This is a genomic window from Enterobacter cloacae complex sp. IR5418 (genome assembly GCF_049238105.1).
GTDB classification, from domain to species: domain Bacteria; phylum Pseudomonadota; class Gammaproteobacteria; order Enterobacterales; family Enterobacteriaceae; genus Enterobacter; species Enterobacter hormaechei.
Genome location: NZ_JBMKHS010000029.1, coordinates 1 through 23942, shown reverse-complemented (window position 1 = coordinate 23942; position 23942 = coordinate 1). Strand labels below are relative to the sequence as shown.

Annotated in this window: 17 protein-coding genes and 1 CRISPR repeat array; of the genes, 9 read left to right on the top strand and 8 right to left on the bottom strand. The window is 56.2% G+C overall.

Features of this window, described 5'->3' with window-relative positions; translation table 11 throughout:
• Positions 1 to 62: 62 nt before the first annotated feature.
• Positions 63 to 2003, bottom strand: coding sequence for a macrolide ABC transporter ATP-binding protein/permease MacB (gene macB / locus ACOTX7_RS18760; protein ID WP_205924151.1), 1941 nt, complete (start codon positions 2001 to 2003; stop codon positions 63 to 65).
• A complete protein-coding gene (macA, locus tag ACOTX7_RS18755) occupies positions 2000 to 3115 on the bottom strand; it encodes a macrolide transporter subunit MacA (protein ID WP_045348331.1) in 1116 nt (371 codons plus the stop codon). Before macA ends, macB begins: the two co-directional genes overlap by 4 nt.
• A 159-nt stretch (positions 3116 to 3274) precedes the next feature.
• On the opposite strand from macA, the gene ACOTX7_RS18750 reads away from it, so the two are divergent.
• Positions 3275 to 4231: a VirK/YbjX family protein gene (locus ACOTX7_RS18750; RefSeq protein WP_221257158.1), complete on the top strand. Its 957-nt coding sequence runs from the start codon at positions 3275 to 3277 to the stop codon at positions 4229 to 4231.
• Here the strand turns inward: ACOTX7_RS18750 and ACOTX7_RS18745 are convergent.
• Positions 4228 to 5886 (bottom strand): ATP-dependent endonuclease, encoded by a 1659-nt coding sequence (locus tag ACOTX7_RS18745; RefSeq protein ID WP_221257157.1) that lies wholly within the window; start codon positions 5884 to 5886, stop codon positions 4228 to 4230. The genes ACOTX7_RS18750 and ACOTX7_RS18745 overlap by 4 nt on opposite strands.
• 291 nt (positions 5887 to 6177) lie before the next feature.
• On the opposite strand from ACOTX7_RS18745, the gene aqpZ reads away from it, so the two are divergent.
• From aqpZ to ACOTX7_RS18705, 8 genes are all read left to right on the top strand, one after another.
• Positions 6178 to 6873, top strand: a complete 696-nt coding sequence (aqpZ, locus tag ACOTX7_RS18740; protein WP_026080729.1) for an aquaporin Z — start codon at positions 6178 to 6180, stop codon at positions 6871 to 6873.
• A 179-nt stretch (positions 6874 to 7052) separates the two neighbouring features.
• Positions 7053 to 7952 carry a lysine exporter LysO family protein gene (locus ACOTX7_RS18735; protein ID WP_221257156.1) on the top strand — a complete coding sequence of 300 codons (900 nt, stop codon included), beginning with the start codon at positions 7053 to 7055 and terminating at the stop codon, positions 7950 to 7952.
• A 144-nt stretch (positions 7953 to 8096) separates the two neighbouring features.
• Positions 8097 to 9749 (top strand): hydroxylamine reductase, encoded by a 1653-nt coding sequence (hcp, locus tag ACOTX7_RS18730; protein ID WP_047354348.1) that lies wholly within the window; start codon positions 8097 to 8099, stop codon positions 9747 to 9749.
• Between the two features lie 10 nt (positions 9750 to 9759).
• A complete protein-coding gene (gene hcr, locus ACOTX7_RS18725) occupies positions 9760 to 10728 on the top strand; it encodes an NADH oxidoreductase (RefSeq protein ID WP_221257155.1) in 969 nt (322 codons plus the stop codon).
• Between the two features lie 146 nt (positions 10729 to 10874).
• A CRISPR array of direct repeats spans positions 10875 to 11202; the repeat unit is 28 nt; unit sequence TTTCTAAGCTGCCTGTACGGCAGTGAAC.
• 451 nt (positions 11203 to 11653) lie between these two features.
• Positions 11654 to 13372: a ubiquinone-dependent pyruvate dehydrogenase gene (poxB, locus tag ACOTX7_RS18720; protein ID WP_221257154.1), complete on the top strand. Its 1719-nt coding sequence runs from the start codon at positions 11654 to 11656 to the stop codon at positions 13370 to 13372.
• A gap of 38 nt (positions 13373 to 13410) precedes the next feature.
• A complete protein-coding gene (ltaE, locus tag ACOTX7_RS18715; RefSeq protein WP_221257153.1) occupies positions 13411 to 14412 on the top strand; it encodes a low-specificity L-threonine aldolase in 1002 nt (333 codons plus the stop codon).
• Between the two features lie 10 nt (positions 14413 to 14422).
• A complete protein-coding gene (locus tag ACOTX7_RS18710) occupies positions 14423 to 15859 on the top strand; it encodes an SDR family oxidoreductase (RefSeq protein ID WP_221257152.1) in 1437 nt (478 codons plus the stop codon).
• 92 nt (positions 15860 to 15951) lie between these two features.
• Positions 15952 to 16965, top strand: a complete 1014-nt coding sequence (locus ACOTX7_RS18705; protein WP_032673746.1) for an NAD-dependent epimerase/dehydratase family protein — start codon at positions 15952 to 15954, stop codon at positions 16963 to 16965.
• A 113-nt stretch (positions 16966 to 17078) separates the two neighbouring features.
• Here the strand turns inward: ACOTX7_RS18705 and ACOTX7_RS18700 are convergent, their stop codons facing one another.
• The 5 genes from ACOTX7_RS18700 to gspM all read right to left on the bottom strand — a co-directional run bounded on the left by ACOTX7_RS18700 (position 17079) and on the right by gspM (position 23846).
• A complete protein-coding gene (locus ACOTX7_RS18700; RefSeq protein ID WP_421626144.1) occupies positions 17079 to 18917 on the bottom strand; it encodes a glycoside hydrolase family 19 protein in 1839 nt (612 codons plus the stop codon).
• A gap of 134 nt (positions 18918 to 19051) precedes the next feature.
• Positions 19052 to 19492 carry a type III secretion system invasion protein IagB gene (gene iagB, locus ACOTX7_RS18695; protein WP_221257150.1) on the bottom strand — a complete coding sequence of 147 codons (441 nt, stop codon included), beginning with the start codon at positions 19490 to 19492 and terminating at the stop codon, positions 19052 to 19054.
• 103 nt (positions 19493 to 19595) lie between these two features.
• Positions 19596 to 22307 (bottom strand): glycosyl hydrolase family 18 protein, encoded by a 2712-nt coding sequence (locus ACOTX7_RS18690; RefSeq protein WP_221813629.1) that lies wholly within the window; start codon positions 22305 to 22307, stop codon positions 19596 to 19598.
• A 259-nt stretch (positions 22308 to 22566) separates the two neighbouring features.
• Positions 22567 to 23364, bottom strand: coding sequence for a prepilin peptidase (locus tag ACOTX7_RS18685; protein ID WP_221813628.1), 798 nt, complete (start codon positions 23362 to 23364; stop codon positions 22567 to 22569).
• Entirely contained in the window at positions 23361 to 23846 is a 486-nt protein-coding gene (gspM, locus tag ACOTX7_RS18680; RefSeq protein WP_000664395.1) for a type II secretion system protein GspM, read from the bottom strand. The genes ACOTX7_RS18685 and gspM overlap by 4 nt, the downstream gene beginning before the upstream one ends.
• Between the last annotated feature and the right edge of the window lie 96 nt (positions 23847 to 23942).

Here is a 23942-nt window from a genome sequence, read left to right as displayed (position 1 = left end):
TTCATTGTGTACACCCCGCAGGCAAAATGCCAGCCCGATCGGCTGGCATTTTTATTTTCGGGCTATTCCCGCGCCAGTGCATCCACCGGATCCAGCCGCGCCGCGTTTCGCGCCGGCAGCCAGCCAAACAAAATGCCGGTAAACGTGGAACATAAAAACGCGGTGAGGATCGCCATCGGTGAGAAGCCAATCTCCCACCCCGGTAAAAAGAGCTGAAGCGCAAAGGCGATCATCATCGAGAGCGCAATCCCCATCGCGCCGCCCACCAGACACACCAGCACCGCTTCAATCAAAAATTGCTGGAGCACGTCGCTGGCTCTGGCCCCGACCGCCATGCGGATGCCAATCTCCCGCGTACGTTCGGTCACCGACACCAGCATAATGTTCATCACCCCTATCCCGCCGACGACCAGCGAAATCACCGCCACCAGCGTCAGGAACAGCTGAAGAGTACGTGTGGTCTTTTCCGCCGTTTTCAAGAGGCCGTCCATGTTCCAGGTGAAGAAATCCTTTTTCCCGTGACGCAACGTTAACAGCCGTTCCAGCTGCTGTTCCGCCAGCGCGCTGTCGTAACCCTCTTTCACCCGCACGGTAATGGAGTTAAGCCAGGACTGCCCCATAATGCGCCCGGAAATGGTGCTGTACGGCAGCCAGACGCGCAAAATTTTGCTGCTGCCAAACATCGACTGTTTCTCTTCCGCCACACCAATCACCGTGGCGGGCATGTTCCCCACCAGGATCACTTCCCCCACCACACGGGTTTTATTGGGGAAAAGCTGTCTGCGCGAGTTAGCGTCCAGCACCACCACCTGCGCCCTGCCCGCCAGCTGTTCGGCGTTGAAGGTCGCCCCTTCGCTGAAGGTCATGCCATAAACGTTGAAGTAATCTCCGCTGACGCCGTTGGCGCTGGCCGCCACGTCGATGTTGCCGTAGCGCAGACGCAGGTTTTGCGAAACGGCAGGCGTGGCGGAGTTCACCCACGGCTGCTTCTGAATGGCCGCCAGATCGTCATACTTTAGCGCCTGCTGATACTGCGGCTCGTCGTCGCCAAAATCTTTGCCGGGGTAAACGTCGATGGTGTTAGTCCCGATGGCGCGAATATCGGCCAGCACCAGCTGTTTCGCCGCATCGCCCACCACCACAATCGACACCACCGAGGCGATACCGATAATAATGCCGAGCATGGTCAGCAGGGTTCGCATTTTGTTGGCCGCCATCGCCAGCCAGGCCATGGTCAGCGCCTCGCGAAAGCCGCTGGAAAACTGTCCCCAGCCGGTAGACGCAGGCAGGGCTTCTTTCGGCGCCGCCGCTCTGGACTGACGCGGCGGCGGGTTGCTGACCAGCTCGCCGTCGCGGATCTCGATGATGCGTTCGGCCTGTGCCGCCACCTGCGGATCGTGGGTGACGATAATCACCGTGTGCCCCTGATCGCGAAGCTGATGCAGGATCGCCATCACCTCTTCACCGGAGTGGCTGTCGAGCGCGCCAGTTGGCTCATCGGCAAGGATCACCTGCCCGCCGTTCATCAGCGCGCGGGCAATACTCACGCGCTGTTGCTGACCGCCGGAAAGCTGCGAGGGCTGATAGTCCACACGCTCCGCCAGCCCCAGACGCGTTAACAGCCCCTTCGCGCGTTCGAGACGTTTTTTGCGCTCGACGCCCGCATACACCGCTGGCACTTCCACGTTCTGTGCCGCGCTCAGGTGGGAAAGCAGATGGTAACGCTGGAAGATAAAGCCAAAATGCTCGCGACGCAGCCTCGCCAGCGCGTCGCCGTCCAGAGTGGAAACATCCGTCCCGGCCACGCGATAGGTGCCGCTGGTGGGCTTATCCAGACAGCCGAGAATGTTCATCAGCGTCGATTTACCCGAGCCAGACGCCCCGACAATCGCCACCATTTCACCGGCTTCCACGCGCAGGGAGATGCCTTTCAGCACCTCCACCGGCCCGTCGCCGGACGGATAGCTGCGACGAATGTCATTCAGCTCAAGCAGCGCCGTCATTGCGCGGCTCCGGGCAGGCTTTCGCTGGTGACCACTTCCTCACCCTCTTCCAGCCCTTTCACCACCACCACGTCGGTGTCGTTACGCGCGCCAATCACCACTTCCCGCTCGCGGGTTTCGCCGTTGCGCAGCACTTTCACTTTGTAGCGATTGTCCCCGGCGGATTCGCCCAGCGCGGAGAGCGGAACCGTCAGCACGTTTTTCACGCCAGTCAGCTGGATATGCACCTGGGCGGTCATGTCCAGACGCAGTACGCCCTGCGGGTTTGGCACTTCAAAACGCGCATAGTAGAAAATGGCGTCGTTGACCTTCTCCGGCGTCGGCAGAATATCTTTCAGCACCCCTTCATAGCGGGTTTGCGGATCGCCCAGCACCGTAAACCAGGCTTTTTGCCCCGGCTTAAGATGGATGACGTCCGCTTCAGATACCTGAGCTTTCACCAGCATGGTGCTCATATCCGCCAGGGTCAGGATGTTCGGCGCCTGTTGCGCGGCGATAACCGTCTGGCCTTGCAGGGTGGTTATCTGCGTCACTTCCCCGGCCATTGGCGCCACGATTTGCGTGTAATCGAGGTTGGTTTTCGCCGTATCCAGCGAGGCCTGATTCCGCTTGATTTGCGCGTCGATGGTGCCAATCTGCGCCTGCTTCACCGCCAGTTCCGTGGCGGCAGTGTCCAGATCCTGTTTCGAGATGGCCTGCGTTTTCGCCAGCGCCTGCTGGCGCGTCAGGGTAACCTGGGCCAGATTACGCTCCGCCTGAGCCTGGGCGCGCTGGGCGCGCAGCTCCATCAGCGTCGCTTCCACTTCGCGGATCTGGTTTTGCGCCTGCTCAGGATCGATCACCCCCAACAGCTGGCCTTTTTTAACCTTATCGCCAATTTCAACCGACAGGGTTTTTAACTGGCCGCTGACCTGCGCGCCCACGTCAACCTTACGCAGGGCATCCAGTTTTCCCGTCGCCAGCACGTTTTGTTGTAGCTCGCCCGGACGAACAATCAGCGTTTGATACTGCGGTACCGGCGCGTTCAGCACCTTCCATAACCAGAATCCGCCCGCTAACACCACTACCGCCAGCAGCAGAAACAGCTTTCTGCGTTTTCCCTTCAGGTTCATAAATATTCCAAATAATTGTTCTGGCTATCATCACCGTTGATTTTATCTAAACCACTCCTCAACGAAACCCCCGATCCCCGTAATCGTCGGGAATTGTTTACCCGATGTTGATAAAGCGCCTGCTGAAATAGCGATATTCCACCAGAAGCAGGATCTAACATGTCTTCCATCGTCGATACACCTTATTCAACGCTACCCCAGCCTAAATCGGGCTGGCAATTGTTCAAAAGCCTGGCATCGGGTTCTCTCGCGCCGGGGCTGGCGTGGCGAAATCCGGCCTATCGACGTAAGTTTATGTTGCGCTCGCTGGCAACGCCGTTCACCACTGCGCGCCTGCTTGGAAACCTTGCCAAACAGCCCCGTCTGATGCAGATCCTGCGCGTGCAGCCCGGCCTGCCGTGCCGCCTGCACCGACCGTGGCTGACCGTCAATATGGGCCGTCAGAATACGCTGGACGCATTGAACGATCACTATCAGATGATGAGCCGCCATCTTCCGGCGTCGCTGCTTAATGGCTACCTCTCCAGTCAGGGCATCACCCTGGTGACGTTAACGGGCAAAGAGGAGCAGCCGTTTAGCGTTCGCCTGAGTGCGGATGCGTTTCTGGACAAAGAAGGAGAAGCGACCCTCACTTTTTGCGACCACCAGAACACGGTGCTGGCCGAGCTGACCTTTACGCTGTGCCAGTACGAAGGCAAGTCAACGCTGTTCATCGGCGGAATGCAGGGGGCGAAAGCGCATGTCGCGCACGAGCACATCCAGCTTGCGACCAAAGCCTGTCACGGACTGTTCCCAAAACGTCTGCTGGTGGAAGCGGTCATGACGCTGGCAGGCGCCTTCCCGATCGAGCAGATCCTCGCGGTGAGTAATGCCACCCATATCTACCGCAGCTGGCGCTATCGCAAGAAAAAAGAGGGAAAATTGCTGGCTGATTATGACAGCTTCTGGCGCTCTCTTGGCGGAGAGCAGCAGGATAACGGCAACTTTGCCCTGCCGCTGACCATGCCACGCAAGCCGATGGAAGAGATAGCGAGTAAAAAACGGTCCGAGTACCGCCGCCGCTATGCCCTGCTGGACAGCCTGATCCAACAGGTTTCACAGGCGACTGCCCGTTAATCGGCCCTCCCGCGAGCCAGCCAGAGGACGCGGGAGAACATTTTACGCAGCAGCGTGGGCACAGACTCCACGCCTCGCCTGCCCGCTTCCGTCGCCACTTCGATGGCCAAATCCGGTTTTGACGAACGGTGGATCGCTTTCGCGATCACCCGGCGCATATTCATCGGCACATCCACCGGGATCATCGCCACGCGGTGAAAGACGTCGTCAAAGCCCTGGCGGTACATAAAGTGCTCCATGTCCATCGCAGGCAATGCGGTCAGATGTTCACGCTCCGCCTCCCGATCGTTATTGAGCAAGCTGCGTACGGTCGCCGCATATTTTTTCCCCGCCTCATCGCCATCCACCAGCACGTGCCACTCGATCCCCATCCGGCGCGCAAATTTGATCAGCGGCTTTAAGCCCGACTGAGCAAATTCGATCACCTTGATCCCTTCGGCATCAAAGTGGTGCCCGCACTGGCGAGCCAGCTCATTTATCACCCAGGTTTCCGTTTCTCCTTCCACCAGCAACCAGCAGCGGGCAAACAGGGATGAGGCTCGGTTAAAGCGGATATGAAAGGCAATCCGTCGACCATCTTCGGCATTTAACCCGCCGGGTCCAAGCCGGTAGGCGGTGACACGCGACGATTCACGCACCAGGCGGCAGACATACTCCACCGGCGTCAGGGAGAGCAACTCTCCGGAATTCGTGGTAGTGACACGCTGTAACGGCAGCAGATTCAGAAGATGCCACGCCACGGAAAGCATAATCGGGTGCAGCCGCGTTTCCGGATCTTCCACCAGCAGCAGCGGGCGCGCATCCCGATCCAGGCGCACCGTCCCTTTCGCCTGCAAAAGCGTGGAGAATAATCCCAGCAGGATCACCCGATGCGTGCGCCCGCCGGGGCGGTCGATCATGCGGTTGATAATGTCGAGATAGCGCCAGCTTCGTTGCTCATCGTGCGAGCGGCGGCGCATCAGACGGTGGCGCGCCTGCCCCGTTCCCTGCTCGGAGAAGTAGTGCTCCAATAATTGCACCATGGCAGACAGCCCCTGACGGATCTGGCCGTCGGTGAGGTTCTGCGGGCGCGAGACCAGCTCGCGGGCGAGGAAATCCAGTTCGCGGGCGGTCACCTCCACTTCGGGCATATTCGGCACGGTGCCGTTGCGGATCCGCCGCATAAAGCGCGCGTCACGTAAGCGCAGTACGGGGGAGAGACGGATAAGATGGCGGGCAAGCTCGTCAATATTATCGAGCGGGAGCGGATTCCCCTTCTCATCAAGGAATTCACGCAGGGTTAACACCCCGTCGTTTTGCGCCATTTCGCCCTCAAGGCGATAGAAAATACAGTGGAACCCATCTTCACAGGGCACCCAGCAGGGCGACATTGGGCGAAAACGACGCACGCGATGGCGACCAGGCTCAGATTCGCGGAAGGTCAGGATGATATGCAGATGTTTCTCGCGTCCGTTGACATCCCCCGGCGGAAACCAGAAGTCATCATGAACGAAGTGGTACAAGTTCTCTTCGGGCGAAAGCAGCAGCGTCAGGGCATCCAGCAGGCTGGATTTACCCCAGGCATTTTCGCCTATCAGGACGTTGTTCTGTTCCAGTTGCAGTGACAGGCGGTTAATCCCGCGAAACCCGACAATCTCCACACGTTCGAGTAGCATACATCCCCCGCATTTCGGCCACTTTTTCCTTCAAGTTATCAGCAGTATAGCGGCAGGCTGTGGGTCACGACAGCAGAATATACGCCCCGTTAATAATTGGGCTATGCTCTATTTACCTCCGATCTGAACAAGGATTGACATCACATTGCCTTAAATCAAATTTAATGAATTTATTTGAGTGGCGAAGGGATGTTGATGGTTTCAAAATACGGGCTCTTTGAGTCGTCATCCCTTTATGGCGATATAACCCGCGCGCAGGAATGGGTGCGGACGTTTATTATTGAGGTGGTTATGTTCAGAAAATTAGCGGCAGAATGCTTTGGTACATTCTGGCTGGTGTTTGGTGGCTGCGGTAGTGCAGTACTGGCAGCCGCATTTCCGGAGTTAGGTATTGGCTTTGTCGGCGTCGCGCTGGCATTCGGTTTAACCGTATTAACCATGGCATTCGCCGTGGGGCATATTTCCGGTGGTCATTTCAATCCGGCCGTCACGTTAGGTTTATGGGCGGGCGGACGTTTCCCGGCGAAAGATATTATTGGCTATATTATTGCCCAGGTTATCGGCGGTATTATTGCCGCGGCGGTGTTGTACGTCATTGCCAGCGGAAAAGCCGGGTTTGATGCCGCGGCCAGCGGATTTGCGTCGAACGGTTTCGGTGAACACTCTCCAGGCGGCTACTCAATGCTGTCTGCTATCGTGATTGAAATTGTGCTCACCGCAGGTTTCCTGCTGGTGATCCACGGTGCCACGGACAAATACGCGCCTGCGGGCTTCGCCCCTATCGCTATTGGTCTGGCGCTCACGCTGATCCACCTGATCTCCATTCCGGTGACCAACACCTCCGTTAACCCGGCGCGCAGCACCGCCGTCGCCATTTTCCAGGGCGGCTGGGCGCTTGAACAGCTGTGGCTGTTCTGGGTGATGCCAATTATCGGCGGTATTCTGGGCGGCGTGCTGTATCGCACCCTGCTGGAAAAACGCGATTAATTATTTTCCCCCTCTCCTTGTGGGAGAGGGCCGGGGTGAGAGCATCAGGCCGCACCACCCCAAATAGACAAGCCGGGTAAGGCGTAGCCGCCACCCGGCTTTTTTTGTAGCTTTACCTCACAGTCTTTATTGGGTAGTGTCTCTGGCGCTTAACTGTTACTCAAAAGGACCGGCTGTTCATGTTCTCAGGACTCCTCATCATTCTCCTGCCCCTGATTGTGGGCTACCTTATTCCGCTGCGTCATGAATCGGCCTTAAAGCTAATTAATCGTTTTCTCAGCTGGATTGTTTACGTCATTCTGTTCTTTATGGGGATCAGCCTGGCCTTCCTGGATAATCTGGCGACGAACCTGCTTTCCATCCTGCATTATTCTGCGGTCACGGTAGTGGTTATTCTTCTGTGCAATATCGCCGCCCTGTTCTGGCTGGAACGCACTATTCCCTGGAAAAATCACCATCATCAGGAAAAACTCCCCTCCCGTATTGCGATGGCGCTGGAATCATTAAAACTGTGCGGCGTGGTGGTACTCGGTTTTTTACTGGGGCTGACCGGCTGGGCATTTTTACAGCATGCAACGGAAGCCAGCGAATATACGCTTATTTTCCTGCTCTTCCTGATTGGTATTCAGTTGCGAAATAATGGCATGACGCTGAAACAGATTGTCCTTAACCGCCGGGGAATGATTGTTGCCGTTATCGTTGTGGCCAGCTCAATGGTGGGGGGCGTAATTAACGCTTTTATTCTCGACCTGCCGCTGAAAACCGGCCTGGCGATGGCGTCCGGGTTTGGCTGGTATTCGCTCTCCGGTATTCTGCTGACCGAATCGTTTGGTCCGGTCATCGGCAGCGCCGCCTTCTTTAACGATCTGGCGCGCGAGCTGATCGCCATTATGCTGATCCCCGGCCTGGTACGCCGCAGTCGCTCAACCGCGCTGGGCCTGTGCGGGGCCACCTCAATGGACTTTACCCTGCCGGTGTTACAGCGCTCGGGCGGGCTGGAAATGGTTCCTGCCGCTATCGTCCACGGCTTTATTCTGAGCCTGCTGGTGCCCATTCTGATGGCGTTCTTCTCAGCCTGATACTGCTTTGGCGGTAGTGAACCTGCCGCCAAAATTGCGCTAAATCAATAACCCTCCACTTAGTACAAGAAAGCACTTTTCTCTGTTGTGGCACAGGCATAACCTTAAACATGTATCTCAAATATAACTTTAACAGGTGTGATTATGTTTTGTGTGCAATGTGAACAAACCATCCGTACCCCGGCAGGCAATGGCTGCTCTTACGCGCAGGGTATGTGCGGCAAAACCGCAGAAACGTCCGATCTTCAGGATCTGCTGATTGCGGCGCTGCAAGGCTTGTCCGCCTGGGCGTTTAAAGCCCGCGAGTATGGCATTGTCGATCACTATGTCGACAGCTTTGCGCCGCGCGCATTTTTCTCCACGCTGACTAACGTTAACTTCGATTCTCCACGCATTGTGGGCTATGCCCGCGAAGCGATTGCCCTGCGTGAAGCCCTGAAAGCGCAGTGCCTGAATGCCGACGCCAGTGCCCGCGTGGACAACCCGATGGCGGAGCTACAGCTGGTGAGCGACGACCTGGGCGAGCTACAGCGCCAGGCCGCAGAATTCACCCCAAATAAAGACAAAGCGGCGATTGGCGAGAACATCCTCGGCCTGCGTCTGCTGTGCCTGTACGGCCTGAAAGGTGCTGCGGCTTATATGGAGCACGCGCACGTTCTCGGCCAGTACGACAACGCTATTTACGCCCAGTACCACAAAATCATGGCCTGGCTGGGCACCTGGCCTTCCGATATGAACGCCCTGCTGGAATGCTCAATGGAAATCGGCCAGATGAACTTCAAAGTGATGAGCATTCTGGATGCCGGTGAAACCAGCACCTACGGTCATCCAACGCCGACGCAGGTCAATGTGAAAGCGACCGAAGGCAAATGCATCCTGATCTCCGGCCATGACCTGAAAGATCTCTACAACCTGCTGAAGCAGACCGAAGGCACCGGCGTGAACGTTTATACCCACGGCGAAATGTTGCCCGCGCACGGTTACCCGGAGCTGCGTAAATTTAAGCATCTGATCGGTAACTACGGCAGCGGCTGGCAAAACCAGCAGGTTGAATTTGCCCGTTTCCCTGGCCCGATTGTGATGACCTCTAACTGCATCATCGACCCGACCGTGGGCGCGTATGACGACCGTATCTGGACCCGTAGCATCGTCGGCTGGCCGGGCGTGAGCCACCTCGAAGGCGACGATTTCGGTCCGGTTATCGCCCAGGCGCAGCAGATGGCAGGCTTCCCGTACAGCGAAATTCCGCACCTGATCACCGTTGGTTTTGGTCGTGAAACCCTGCTCGGTGCGGCAGATTCCCTGATTGACCTCGTCAGCCGTGAAAAATTGCGCCACATCTTCCTGATCGGTGGCTGTGACGGCGCGCGCGGGGAACGTAACTATTTCACCGATTTTGCCACCCGCGTGCCGGAAGACTGCCTGATCCTGACCCTGGCCTGCGGTAAGTACCGTTTCAACAAGCTGGACTTCGGCGACATCGAAGGTCTGCCGCGCCTGGTGGATGCCGGTCAGTGTAACGATGCGTATTCAGCCATCATTCTGGCGGTCACGCTGGCAGAGAAACTGGGCTGCGGCGTGAACGATCTGCCGCTCTCGCTGGTGCTCTCCTGGTTCGAGCAGAAAGCAATCGTGATCCTGCTCACCCTGCTCTCGCTCGGCGTGACCAACATTGTCACCGGGCCGACCGCGCCAGGCTTCCTGACGCCGGATCTGCTGGCCGTGCTGAACGAGAAATTTGGTCTGCGTTCCGTGACCAATGTTGAAGATGATATGAAGCAACTGCTGAGTGCGTAAGGAGTAATTCATGACCATGCCAACCTCACAATGTCCGTGGCGGATGCAGGTTCATCACATCCATCAGGAGACGCCGGATGTGTGGACGCTGTCGCTGCTGTGCCATGACTACTACCCGTACCGCGCAGGTCAGTATGCGCTGGTCAGCATACGCAATTCGGCGGATACGCTGCGCGCCTACACGATCTCCTCCACACCGGGCGTGAGCGAATATATTACGCTCACCGTCCGTCGGATTGATGACGGCGCAGGCTCCCGGTGGCTGACCCAGGACGTGAAGCGCGGGGATTACCTCTGGCTGTCTGACGCGCAGGGCGAGTTTACCTGTGACGACAAGCCGGAAGATAAATTCCTGCTGCTGGCGGCGGGTTGTGGCGTGACGCCGATTATGTCGATGCGTCGCTGGCTGGCGAAAAACCGTCCGCAGGCCGACGTGCAGGTCATCTTCAGCGTGCGTTCCCCGGAAGATGTCATTTTTGCTGAAGAATGGCGGAACTATCCGGTAACGCTGGTCGCGGAAAATAATGCCACGCATGGCTTTGTCTCGGGCCGTCTGAGCCGTGAACTGCTGCAAAGCGTACCGGATATTGCGAACCGCACCGTGATGACCTGCGGCCCGGCGCCATACATGGAGATCGTGGAGAAAGAAGTGAAAGCGCTCGGCGTGACGCGCTTTTTCAAAGAGCAGTTCTTCACGCCGGTCTCGGAAGCGGCGACCAGCGGGATGAAGTTCACGAAGCTGCAACCGGCGCAGACCTTCTTTGGCCGCGTGGGCACCACGCTGCTTGAAGCGCTGGAAAGCAACAACGTACCGGTGGTGGCGGCCTGTCGTGCCGGGGTGTGCGGTTGCTGTAAGACCAAAGTGGTTTCCGGTGAATATACAGTCACCAGCACCATGACGCTGACCGACGCCGAAATTGCAGAGGGTTATGTGCTGGCGTGTTCATGCCATCCACAGGGCGATCTTGTTCTGGCATAAACTGTCGCTGTTCACCCGCAGGCCCGGTAAGCGTCAGCGCCACCGGGCTTTTTTGCCGGGTGGCACTACGTTTACCCGGCCTACGTTGAGCCTACTGCCTGTACGGCAGTGAACTCAGCATTTCTTCGCGTGGGATGTCGTCGATTTTTCTAAGCTGCCTGTACGGCAGTGAACATTCAGGGGTTCAATTTCCGAGGCATTGATCATTTCTAAGCTGCCTGTACGGCAGTGAACCTCCGTTGGCGCGTTTACTTCTTCTCGATGCGTTTCTAAGCTGCCTGCACGGCAGTGAACAAATCGCGCGTGGGGGCTTAAATGTCTTTGCTTTTCTAAGCTGCCTGCACGGCAGTGAACTGACTCTATCGATGGCAGTAGCTGGAGGCAAATTTCTAAGCTGCCTGCACGGCAGTGAACTCTGTAATGTTGGGTCAAATACTCACTTTTAGTTTCTAAGCTGCCTGCACGGCAGTGAACCAGAACAATCTACACCTATCACCTTGTCAGATAAAGAATTCCCCTAAAAATCTCTCAAAAACCCTTTTTTACCACTTACCATTCAGCACAATAAAATCCACCAATAAAAAAGGGTCCGCGGCGCCCTTCCTGCATTCCAGCATCCAACATTCACTTCCACGCCGGGCCTTTCCCCGCGCAAACCGCCCTGCCCCTGAAAACGCCAGCATCAGCCCGCCGAAGGCAAGGGGTAAAAAGAGTTTGCCAAAATCGTCGTGCTATAGCTTTTCATTAATAGCGTTCAAAAAACACATAACCCGTTGAAATAATATCTGTTTTCATCCAGTCGATGACCAGATCATGCTGAATAATAGCGCAGGAAAACCACTTTTAATTGAGGGGTATAGAGCAGGCAATACAGTCACTTTCTTCTAAGCTTGTAAGCGATATCACATAAAGGAGATGGACAACCATGAAACAAACCGTGGCTGCATACATAGCGAAAACCCTTGAGCAAGCTGGCGTCAAGCGTATCTGGGGCGTCACCGGCGACTCTCTGAACGGACTCAGCGATAGCCTCAACAAGATGAAGACCATTGAATGGATGCCCACCCGCCATGAAGAGGTCGCCGCCTTCGCCGCAGGTGCCGAAGCGCAGCTTACGGGCGAACTCGCCGTCTGTGCGGGATCCTGCGGGCCGGGAAACCTGCATCTGATCAACGGTCTGTTCGACTGCCACCGCAACCACGTGCCGGTGCTGGCGATTGCGGCTCACATTCCGTCATCCGAAATCGGTAGCGGCTATTTTCAGGAGACGCATCCGCAGGAGCTGTTCCGTGAATGCAGCCACTATTGCGAACTGGTGTCGTCGCCGGAGCAGATCCCGCAGGTGCTGGCGATAGCCATGCGTAAAGCAGTCCTGAATCGCGGTGTTTCGGTGGTTGTACTGCCGGGAGACGTGGCGCTGAAGGCCGCCCCTGAAACCGCCACCACCCACTGGTACTCTGCGCCACAGCCAACCATTACCCCTGCCGATGAAGAGCTGAAAAAGCTGGCGCAACTGCTGCGATACTCCAGCAATATCGCCCTGATGTGCGGCAGCGGATGCGCTGGCGCACATACAGAACTGGTAGAATTTGCCGGCAAGCTGAAAGCGCCAATTGTTCACGCCCTGCGCGGGAAAGAGCACGTTGAGTACGATAACCCGTACGACGTCGGCATGACCGGGTTGATCGGTTTTTCCAGCGGCTTCCATACCATGATGAACGCCGATACGCTGATCCTGCTCGGCACCCAGTTCCCGTACCGCGCGTTCTACCCGACGGATGCCAAAATTATCCAGATCGACATTAACCCCGGCAGCATTGGCGCGCACAGCAAGGTGGATATGGCGCTTATCGGCGATATTAAATCCACCCTCGCCGCCCTGCTGCCGCTGCTGGAAGAAAAAACGGACCGTAAATTCCTCGATAAAGCCCTGAGCGACTATCGTGATGCGCGCAAGGGGCTGGACGACCTCGCCAAACCGAGCGATAAAGCCATCCACCCGCAGTATCTGGCACAGCAGATCAGCCACTTCGCCGACGACGATGCCATCTTCACCTGCGACGTGGGCACCCCCACCGTCTGGGCCGCACGCTATCTGAAAATGAACGGCAAACGTCGCCTGCTTGGGTCGTTTAACCATGGCTCGATGGCCAACGCCATGCCCCAGGCGCTGGGCGCAAAAGCGACGGCACCGGAACGTCAGGTGGTGGCGATGTGCGGCGACGGCGGGTTCAGTATGCTGATGGGAGATTTCCTGTCAGTGGCGCAGATGAAGCTGCCGTTGAAAATCGTGGTCTTTAACAACAGCGTACTGGGCTTCGTGGCGATGGAGATGAAGGCCGGGGGCTACCTCACGGAGGGCACCGAGCTGCACGACACCAACTTCGCCCGCATTGCCGAGGCCTGCGGCATCACCGGCATTCGGGTAGAGAAAGCCTCCGAGGTGGACGATGCCCTGCAACGCGCCTTCTCCATCGACGGTCCGGTGCTTGTGGATGTGGTGGTCGCCAAAGAAGAGCTGGCGATCCCGCCTCAAATCAAGCTGGAACAGGCCAAAGGTTTTAGCCTCTACATGCTGCGCGCTATCATCAGCGGGCGCGGTGATGAAGTGATCGAACTGGCAAAAACCAACTGGCTCAGGTAAAACATTTCACAAGACCTCTTAAATTAAAGGGATGTGAAATGATTGATTTACGTAGTGATACCGTTACCCGTCCGGGCCGTGCCATGCTCGAAGAGATGATGGCCGCCCCGGTCGGGGACGACGTCTACGGCGATGACCCGACGGTCAACGAACTCCAGCGTTATGCGGCAGAACTGAGCGGTAAAGAAGCCGCCCTGTTCCTGCCCACTGGCACGCAGGCTAACCTGGTGGCGCTGCTCAGCCACTGCGAGCGCGGCGAAGAGTATATCGTCGGCCAGGGGGCGCATAACTACCTGTACGAAGCTGGCGGTGCGGCGGTGCTCGGCAGCATCCAGCCACAGCCGATTGATGCCGCGCCGGACGGCTCCCTGCCGCTGGATAAAGTCGCGGCAAAAATCAAAGCCGACGATATTCACTTCGCCCGCACCAAACTGCTCAGCCTCGAAAACACCCATAACGGTAAAGTCCTGCCGCGCGAATACCTCAAGGCCGCATGGGACTTTACCCGCGAGCGCAAGCTCGGCCTGCACGTAGACGGCGCGCGAATCTTTAACGCCGTGGTGGAGTACGGCTGCGAGCTGAAAGACATTACGCAATATTGCGACTCGTTCACCATTTGCCTCTCTAAGGGTCTGGGTACGCCGGTGGGCTCTCTGCTGGTCGGCAATGCGGACTACATCAGGCGCGCCAACCGCTGGCGTAAAATGACCGGCGGCGGCATGCGTCAGGCGGGTATTCTGGCGGCTGCCGGACTCTACGCCCTGAAAAATAACGTGTCTCGCCTGAAGGACGATCACGACAATGCGGCGTGGATGGCAACGCAGTTGCGTGAAATCGGCGCTGATGTCATGCGTCACGACACTAACATGCTGTTTGTACGCGTGGGTGACGAGCATGCCGCCGCGCTGGGCGAATTTATGAAGGCCCATGGCGTGCTGATCAACGCCTCCCCGGTCGTGCGACTGGTGATGCATCTTAACGTTAACCGCGAGCAGTTGACCGAGGTGGTGAAACACTGGCAGACGTTTTTACAGCGTTAAGGAGCATAGCGTGCCGCAACGTATTCTGGTGCTCGGCGCCAGCGGGTATATCGGTCAGCATCTGACCACGGCGTTAAGCCAGCAGGGGCACCAGGTGCTGGCAGCGGCACGCAACACTGAGCGCCTGCAAAAGCTACATTTGCCTGGCGTGGCCTGTCACAACGTTGACCTTAACTGGCCGAAGGAGCTTCCTGCGCTGCTCGAAGGGGTCGATACGCTTTACTATCTTGTTCACAGCATGGGCGAAGGCGGCGATTTTATCGCCCACGAGCGTCAGGTGGCGATGAACGTCCGCGATGCGTTGCTGCAAACGCCGGTGAAGCAGGTGATCTTCTTAAGCTCGCTCCAGGCGCCCGAACACGAGCAGTCCGACCACCTGCGCGCCCGCCAGCTGACGGCAGACACATTGCGCAGCGCTAATATACCCGTTACCGAACTGCGGGCGGGGATCATCGTCGGCGCGGGTTCCGCCGCGTTCGAAGTGATGCGCGATATGGTCTACAACCTGCCAGTGTTGACGCCGCCGCGCTGGGTACGCTCGCGCACCACGCCCATTGCGCTGAAGAATTTACTGCATTATCTGGTTGCGCTGCTGGATCACCCGGCGGAGCAGCATCGCGTGCTGGAAGCCGCTGGCCCTGAAGTCCTGAGCTACCAGGAGCAGTTCGAACATTTTATGCGCGTCAGCGACCGCCGCCGCTGGCTGGTGCCCGTCCCCTTTCCAACCCGCTGGATTTCAGTGTGGTTTTTGAATGTGATCACCTCGGTTCCCCCGACGACCGCCAAAGCGCTGATCCAGGGACTGAAGCACGATCTGCTGGCGGACGATCGCGCGCTGCGTGCGCTGATCCCTCAGGAACTGATCCGCTTCGACGACGCGGTACGCAACACGCTCAAAGAGGAAGAGAAGCTGGTCAACTCCAGCGACTGGGGCTACGACGCGCAGGCCTTTGCCCGCTGGCGGCCCGAGTACGGCTATTACCCGAAACAGGCGGGCTGCACGGTAAAAACCTCTGCCAGCCTTCACGCGCTGTGGGAGGTGGTGAACCAGATCGGCGGCAAAAAACGCTATTTCTTCGGCAATATCCTCTGGCAAACGCGCGGCGCGCTGGATCTGCTGGTCGGTCACCGGCTGGCAAAAGGTCGCCCGGCGCATCCGTACCTTCAGGTGGGCGATGCTGTTGATAGCTGGAAGGTGATTATTGTCGAGCCAGAAAAACAGCTGGTGCTGCTGTTCGGCATGAAAGCCCCGGGGTTAGGTCGGCTTTGCTTTACGCTAAAGGACAAAGGCGACCATCGTGAACTGGACGTTCGGGCATGGTGGCATCCGCACGGAATGCCGGGTCTGTTTTACTGGTTGCTGATGATCCCGGCACACCTGTTTATCTTCCGCGGAATGGCGAAACGGATTGCGCAACTGGCAGAACAAAAGCAGGAAGGTAAGTAAATAAAACGCTTTTTCTTTCACCTTTCCCATTGCAACACATCGTAATTCACGAAAGAATGCGCACGAAATTCTTTTCAACACAGTGGATTGTTATGAAGGTACTGGTTACCGGGGCGACCAGCGGCTTAGGCCGAAATGCGGTCGAGTTTCTGCGCAACAAGGGCATCAGCGTGAGGGCCACCGGTCGCAATGAGGCGATGGGTAAACTCCTGCAAAAAATGGGCGCTGAATTTGTCCATGCCGATCTGACGGAGCTGGTCTCCTCGCAGGCGAAGGTGATGCTCGCCGGTATCGACACGCTGTGGCACTGCTCCAGTTTTACCTCCCCGTGGGGCACGCAGGAAGCCTTCGACCTCGCCAACGTGCGCGCTACGCGTCGTCTGGGCGAATGGGCCGTTGCCTGGGGCGTGCGTAACTTTATTCATATCTCCTCCCCGTCGCTCTATTTCGACTATCACCACCATCGTGATATTCAGGAAGATTTCCGCCCGGCACGCTTTGCCTGTGAGTTTGCCCGCAGTAAAGCGGCGGGCGAAGAGGTGATTGACCTGCTGGCGCAGTCAAACCCGCACACCCGCTTTACCGTGCTGCGTCCGCAGAGCCTGTTCGGGCCGCACGACAAGGTATTTATTCCACGGCTTGCGCAGATGATGCACCACTACGGCAGCGTGCTCTTACCGCGCGGCGGCGATGCGCTGGTGGACATGACCTATTACGAAAATGCCGTTCACGCCATGTGGCTGGCGAGCCAGCCGGACTGCGATAAGCTGGTGTCGGGGCGCGCGTATAACATCACCAACGGCGAACCCTGTACCCTGCGCAGCATTGTGCAAAGACTGATTGACGAGTTAAAGATCGACTGTCGGATCCGTTCCGTTCCCTACCCGATGCTGGATATGATCGCCCGCAGCATGGAGCGCTTTGGCAGTAAATCCGCCAAAGAGCCTGCGCTGACGCACTACGGCGTATCGAAGCTCAACTTTGATTTTACGCTGGATATTTCGCGGGCGGAAAACGAGCTGGGGTATAAGCCGATTGTTTCGCTGGATGAAGGCATTGTGCGCACGGCGGCGTGGTTACGCGATCACGGGAAGCTTCATCGCTAGCGTTTTTGCCTGGTAGTGCCACCGTACCGTCCCCTCGCCCCTCCGGGGAGAGGGTTAGGGTGAGGGGAAAGTGCAAATACTAAAACGGCAACCCGAGGGTTGCCGTTTCGCTTTTACAGAGCCGTCCAGGCTTCAGCCCAGGCCAGGCCTGCGCCCGGTTCATAGTACGCTGGCGCGTTGTTACACCAGCCGCTGTACGGGAACGGTTTGCACTGGAACAGTTTACCGTGGTTATTCACGATATCACCCGCGTTGTACTTGCTGTTCGCACTCCACGCAGGATAAGACGTGTCGCCTTCGGATGGCGTTGACGCCTTCGCCTTAACGTTCAGCAGGTAAGAGGTGGTGCTGCTCAGCTCGCCATCGCTGACGGTCAGGCTAACTTCATACTGCTGCGCCGTTGCAGACTCAGGTGCCGCGAAGGTCACGACCGCTTTGTCCTGACCGGTAACAGTCTGACCGTCCTGTGAACGCCAGGTGTAAGTCAGTTTGTTGCCGTCTGGATCGGTAGAACCTTCCGCGCTCAGAGAAACCTGCGCACCCGCTTCCACTGCGCCGATCGGACCCGCAATCTGCGCAACCGGTGCGTGGTTTACCGCAACCGGTTCAACCGGGGTTTCGTCCGGAACAGGCGCTGGCGCCGGTGCTGGCGTTTCATCTTCGGACGGTGCCGGTGCTGGCGTTGGCGTTGGCGTTACCGGAGTTTCGTCCGGCGTCACGGCAGAACCGTCGTCGTTAACGATGTTCACGTTATAGAATTTCTGTACACACTTGGTGTAGTCACCGTCTTTGAATGCGCTGAACGGCGTCTGGTAGCCCACCAGCTGGCAAGAGTAGGTCTTACCGTCCGGCGTATCTGCGCTCCATCCCCAGTCCTGTTCCCAGTAAATCTTCAGGGCGCCAGAGCCACCTTCGTCGAACTGTTTCATGTTGGCGCAACCCAACACTTCGTTCGCCGGAACAGGCACTTTCAGGTAGTTCGCGAACTCTTTGTAGTACTTGATACGGTTCTGAGACTGTGCAATTTCAGTCGGGCCGCCGCACTCAACGCCGCCGTTGATGATCTGGGTGGTCACACCGAAGCCCGGGACCAGACCGTTGGCTTTATCGCGATCGTTCGGCTGCCACGTGCCGTCGATAACCTGCAACATGCTTGGTTTTGGCGGCTGTGGATAGGCGAAGAAGAAGATCGCACTCGCCAGGTTCAGCCAGGTGTCCGCTACCAGCTCAGGTTTGTCGAGCAGGGTGCGCACGTCGCCGTACATCGCTTCAGAGAATGGACCGTAGTTGTAGTTGTAAGACAGCTGCTTCGCACCGCGACCAAAGTAGCTCAGGAAGTCACCGTCTTTATCTTTACCGCAAGGCCAGGTCTGACCCTGCCAGACGTCCGGGTTACATTCGCCGTTATAGCCGCCCTTCTGCCCTTCGCTCCAGCCCATTTCACGCACGTGCACCAGCGCCTGACGCCATTCGGCTTCCGGACGCCAGCTTTCGTGGCCGCCGGTTTCCTGGGCAAAGTGAGCAAACATGGTTGCCAGCTCTTTGCGGCAGATCGCGTCGCTGTCGCGGCCGTCGTTATAGGTTTTACACAGCGCAGGGAATTTACCTACTGCTTTCAGGAAGTTGCTGTAGGTGTATGCCTGAGCACGCAGCGGGAAGAGATATTCCCAGTCGCTGGCTTTCACGATCCCTTCAACGCGTTTTACGTTTTCCGGGTTCGCCGCGCGGCCTGGCTCAATCAGTTCGACCTGGGCGTTATCCAGCGTCTGAATGGTCTCTTTAACCGAAGCCATCAGAGGGAAATCCGTCAATTCCTTCTCTTTCTTCGCCAGATCGCTGGCTTTGATGGTGTACGGCTCACTGCTGGTTTCCTTCAGATTTGCAGCCTGGGCCATTAATGGCGCCACGCAGGCTCCGGCAATGAGTACACTCAGTAACGTCCTTTTGTTCATATCAATATTCCTGTTCGTATCAAATTAAATGTTAAAAAACCGGTTTAGGTATTATTCCGTTAATACATAAACCACATTCAGCTGTTTTCACTTTTCGAAGAACACCTTCAGGAATTCTTCAAAAATAAAAAACGTTAATAACGTGCTGCTAATTTCAGTTGCTGGTATTTGGTCCAGACCTTACGGGCATATTTCATTCGCTGCGGATAATTTTCTTTTTTCAATCCGGCGTTATAGGCACCCACGGCCTCCCAGTTATAGCCATATACCTTGATCATGCCGGAGAGGATTGAAGCGCCCACCATGATGGACGTACACGGCTCCGTCATTAACCGGTATTCGTCGATACCTCTGCTTTCCAGCGCCGTAAAATGCGAACTGTTGATTTGCATCAGCCCGACATCCCGCGTGCCATCACGGTTTTGCCCAACCGCATACGGGTTCATTCCGGATTCCACATTCGCTATCGCGTACAGTAAATAAGGATCGACATGATAATAATGCGCCGCTTTATCCCAACAGTTTGCCAGTGCGCATTGGCTTATTATCAATAACAACAAAATCAATTTTTTCATTTTTACCTGCTGACAGTTTCGGTTATTTCTCCTTAGCAACATCCTGTAAAATGAATTTTGAATAACTCCCCCCTTTAAGAGGGGGAGTTATTAATGGGTTAGATTATTTGCAGTCTGTTGAAGGACCTTCTTTCACCCATACGTCGCTGTTAGCTGGGTTATCACCGCTGGTCCACCATTTCGCACGGTAAACATTACCTTCGTAAGTGGTGGTCTCGCCGCCGTTATAAACCATGTCAGAACGCCAGTTCATCTTCACGTTGCTGACCAGTTCCCAGGCATCCACACCGAAGCCAGGCTGGTTGCCCTGCGTCCAGTACTTCGCTTTCCACACCAGATGGTCGAAGCTTACGGTATCGCCATTGTTGTAGATCTTGCTGGCATCCCACGCAGCATATTTGCTGGCGTTAGCATCGACAGGTGCGTCGCAGCTGTTCGTTGCAGAGCCTTCGTCAGATGGCGGAGTTACGTCATCAGCCGGAGGTGTTACGTCGTCAGCTGGTGGGGTCACGTCATCAGTCGGTGGCGTTACGTCAGCCGGTTTCGGATTCACAGTAACCTGCACGTTAGACTGCACGCTGGTTTTACCATCGCCGACCACTACGCTCAGGGTATAGGTAGAGGTAGAAGTCACGTCTGGCGCAGTAATGCTCACGTTCGCGGTATCAGTACCGGTGGCGTGCATGTCTGCTGGTACGCTCCAGGCGTAGGTCAGCGCGTCACCGTCAGGATCGGCAGCCTGTGCATGCAGAGAATAGGTTTCACCCGCCTGAAGCGTTACCGCTTCCATCGCGTTCACAACCGGCGCCTGGTTCGCTTTCGGCGCTTTGTTCACAACCTGCACATCAATCGCGTTGCTCAGGCCTTTTGCATCCGTTACCGTCAGACGGAACGTCATGGTCTGGTCGGTCGTCGCGGCCGCTACGTTGAAGGTCGCTTTCGCTTTGGTGCTGTTGTTGATGGTGACAGACGGACCAGAAACCTGAGTCCATTTGTAGGTAATCGCATCGCCATCAGGATCGCTGGAAGCAGAACCATCGAGCGTGACGGTTGCCGGGCCAGAAACGTTCTGATCCGCAGATGAAGCGATTGGCGCATGGTTAGTCACCACCGGATCAACCGGAGTAGAACCGCCCAGCAGGCTTTCGTTCATCGCGTTCAGGATGTCGCCGGTGTCAGAATCGATAGACCATGCGAACAGGCCGCCCAGTTTATTCGCCAGAACATACTTACCTTTCGCCGTGGTTGAACGCGCATCTTCATACGTGATCAGGTCGCCGGTAGTTTTGTTGAAGACGTAAGGCGCTTCCGCGTCCGCGTCGTAGCCGTATTCCCAACCTGGTTTGCCTTTGTATTCGTTGACGATCTGACGATAGTCAACCACGCCTGGTTCCCAGGTCCCTTTCACCATACCGGTCGCAGTACCGGTGAATGGATTGTTACCGGTGTAGCCATGTACGCCGGTCCAGCCGCGGCCATACATGCCCGCACCCACAACGATCTTGCCTGGCTGTACACCCTGAGAAAGCAGCGCGTTAACGCCATTTTCAGTGGTGTAGTCAGTGTCCGGACGCCATGCTGGCGCACGCAGCGCAGCCTGGTGGCCCAGAACGGTGTTGCTCCAGCCGCCGTAGAAGTCGTAGCTCATCAGGAAGATGTGGTCGAGGTACTGCTGAGCGGCAGTGTAATCCACGTCTTCGATCTTATCGCGACCTGCACCGATGGCGCTGGTCAGTTCATAGGTACGGCCCGTCTGTGCAGACAGCTCGTTCAGCATGGTGCGCAGGTCGTGCATCAGTGCGGTATAGGTGGCTTTATCCTGCTGCGGGTTGCCCAGGTTTTCGCTCACACCGCCGCCGCCTGGGAATTCCCAGTCGATATCCACGCCGTCAAAGAATTTCCAGGTCTGGAGGAACTCTTTCACAGACGAGACAAAGCGTGCACGGATAGCCGGGTCGCCCATGTGGAAGAACGGATCGGAAAGCGTCCAGCCGCCGATAGATGGCAGCACTTTCAGGTCAGGATGTGCTTTTTTCAGCGCCATCAACTGGCCAAAGTTACCTTTGTACGGGTCGTCCCAGTTGGAGACGCCAGCCTGTGGTTTTTGCAGCGCAGCCCATGGGTCGTGGATCGCCACGGTATAGTCAGGACGGCCCTTACAGTCGTTCTGAAGCACGCGGAAGCTGTTGCCGCCTTCAACGGTTTTCAGGCCATCGTTAATGCCGTCACCGCCACAGATTGGAATGAAGCCGTACAGAATGTGGTTGAGGTTAGCCGCAGGAATTTTATCAACCGGGAAGTTACGATCGTAAACGCCCCATTCCGGGAAATAGGCTGCAACCACTTTATCGGTGTGCTTCGCGAAAGCCTTGTTGTTTTCCTGCATGGTGGTGTTCAGCGGCAGCAGGTGGCTACCGTCGGTGTCAGCCACGATAATCAGCTTGCTGGCGCTTTTCGCACAGCCGCTGGCGTTACAGACTTCAACCTGCTCCTGATAACGTCCACCTTTTTTCACTTTGAACGTTGCTGAGCCGGTCGCGCCGCCAGCGCCGGTCCAGACGGTCTGTCCGTCCAGCAGCACTTTTGCTGAGGTTGGCGCATCGCCACTCCAGACGTTCCACTCAACTTTTACATCCACGCCATCGTTATGCACTTTGACAAGATTGTTATAATCCTGAGCAGCCTGATCCACTTCCACCAGGGCAAATTTGTCATTGCCATAGCCGATCGTCGGTGCACCCGGCGCTGCTGCAAATGCAGAGCTGGTTGCCGCCGCAATAAAGAGCGCCAGATATTTTGGCTTCATAAATTTCATTTTTATTTCCTGATAAATTTATTCGTAACGTAATAACCCATGTCTCTCCGTGAGATCATGGATGCATTTCGCGTAGTGCGTATTTAACCAACCTGAGTGCCGTGAACAAAAATAGATTTTTTTGCTGCGTTGTATTCCTCCATTAAAAGATACAAGCCCAATTCCGTGTAGCTTATATCCCTTACGATACACTGAGCGCAAAGAGACGTCCTTCTCTTCCACCATCAAAAAGATTTATAAAAAATCTTGACCTGTATATTTAAAATGTGAAAGTAAGCTGCTGACTAATAAACACCACTATTCCAGCAAAGGCGAGATAGGGTCCGAAAGAAATAGTGAGGTTATTTTTATTTAAATTATTTGCGGCGAAATATCCGACAATACCGCTTAACGCTGCCGCCAGTTCAATGGAGGGTAATGCCTGCCAGCCGCACCAGGCCCCCAGCGCGGCCATTAGCTTAAAATCACCGTAACCCAGACCTTCGCGCCCGGCGATCAGCCGAAAAGCCCAGTAGAGCAGCCAGAGCGACAGATAGCCCGCCACGGCGCCGAACAGGGCGTCGCGTAGCGGCAACGTATGGTCAAACGCATGGAGCACTAACCCCGCCCACACCAGCGGCTGGGTCAGGCAGTCCGGAAGCAGCTGGTGCTGCCAGTCGATCATGGCCAGCGGCAGTAAAAACGCCGCCAGCAGCCATAAGGAAAACAGCGACTGAAGGTCTGGCATAACCCAGGCCGTGACGCCGCAAAACAGCGCGGAGAAAAGTTCGACCAAAAATATCCGCAGTGGGATAGCCGTACCGCACTGGTGACAGCGTCCGCGCAATAAAAGCCAGCTGACCAGCGGGATATTTTCCCACGCCGCAAGCGTGTGCTTACACACGGGGCAGTGCGAGGCCGGAAAAAGCAGATTGCCGCTCCCCTCCACCTCCATCACCATCCCCGGGACACGCTCGGCTACGACGCCCAGAAAACTGCCTGCAATCCCCCCCAGGATCGCACTCATTATCGGGAAACCCAGCGGACAGGTATCCCACATCAGCACGACGGTATTCATGCGGATTTGGACCAGGTAAGCTCCACCTGCGCTTTAACATCGCTGAGATGATCCACCGGCGTAAGATTCATTTTCTGTAATCTGACGCCGGAGGTCTGATTAATTTCGCGCAGCCAGCTTTTTAATTCATAAACGTTAACGCGATTCACGACAAAGGATAATGTTTGTCCCTCCTGGCGCACATCCGTCAGCGAGAGATTAATTTCATGGGCGCTGTTCTCCACCACCGTGCGTGGATTATCCGTTTTGACTAACTGAACCTGAAGATGATTTTTATCAATTTCACTGCGCATCCAGTTAAGCGTCTCTTTTTGTCTTTTTAGCGTTGACTTACTATTTTGAATCATATTATCCAAGGGAATTACTCCTGCGTAATACACCGCAGCCCCGAAAATGGCGACGGCACATAGTTTTAAAATCACTTTTTCCCGGGCGCTATAATTCTGATAGCGCGATTTCAACTGCGCGATTCGCTCTTTCATTTATGTTTCCCTGCGATCATGGCGGTATAGGGTTCGGTTGGCTTTGTTGAATAAATCAGATTTCGGGTAAGTCTCCCCCGTAGCGGGTTGTGTTTT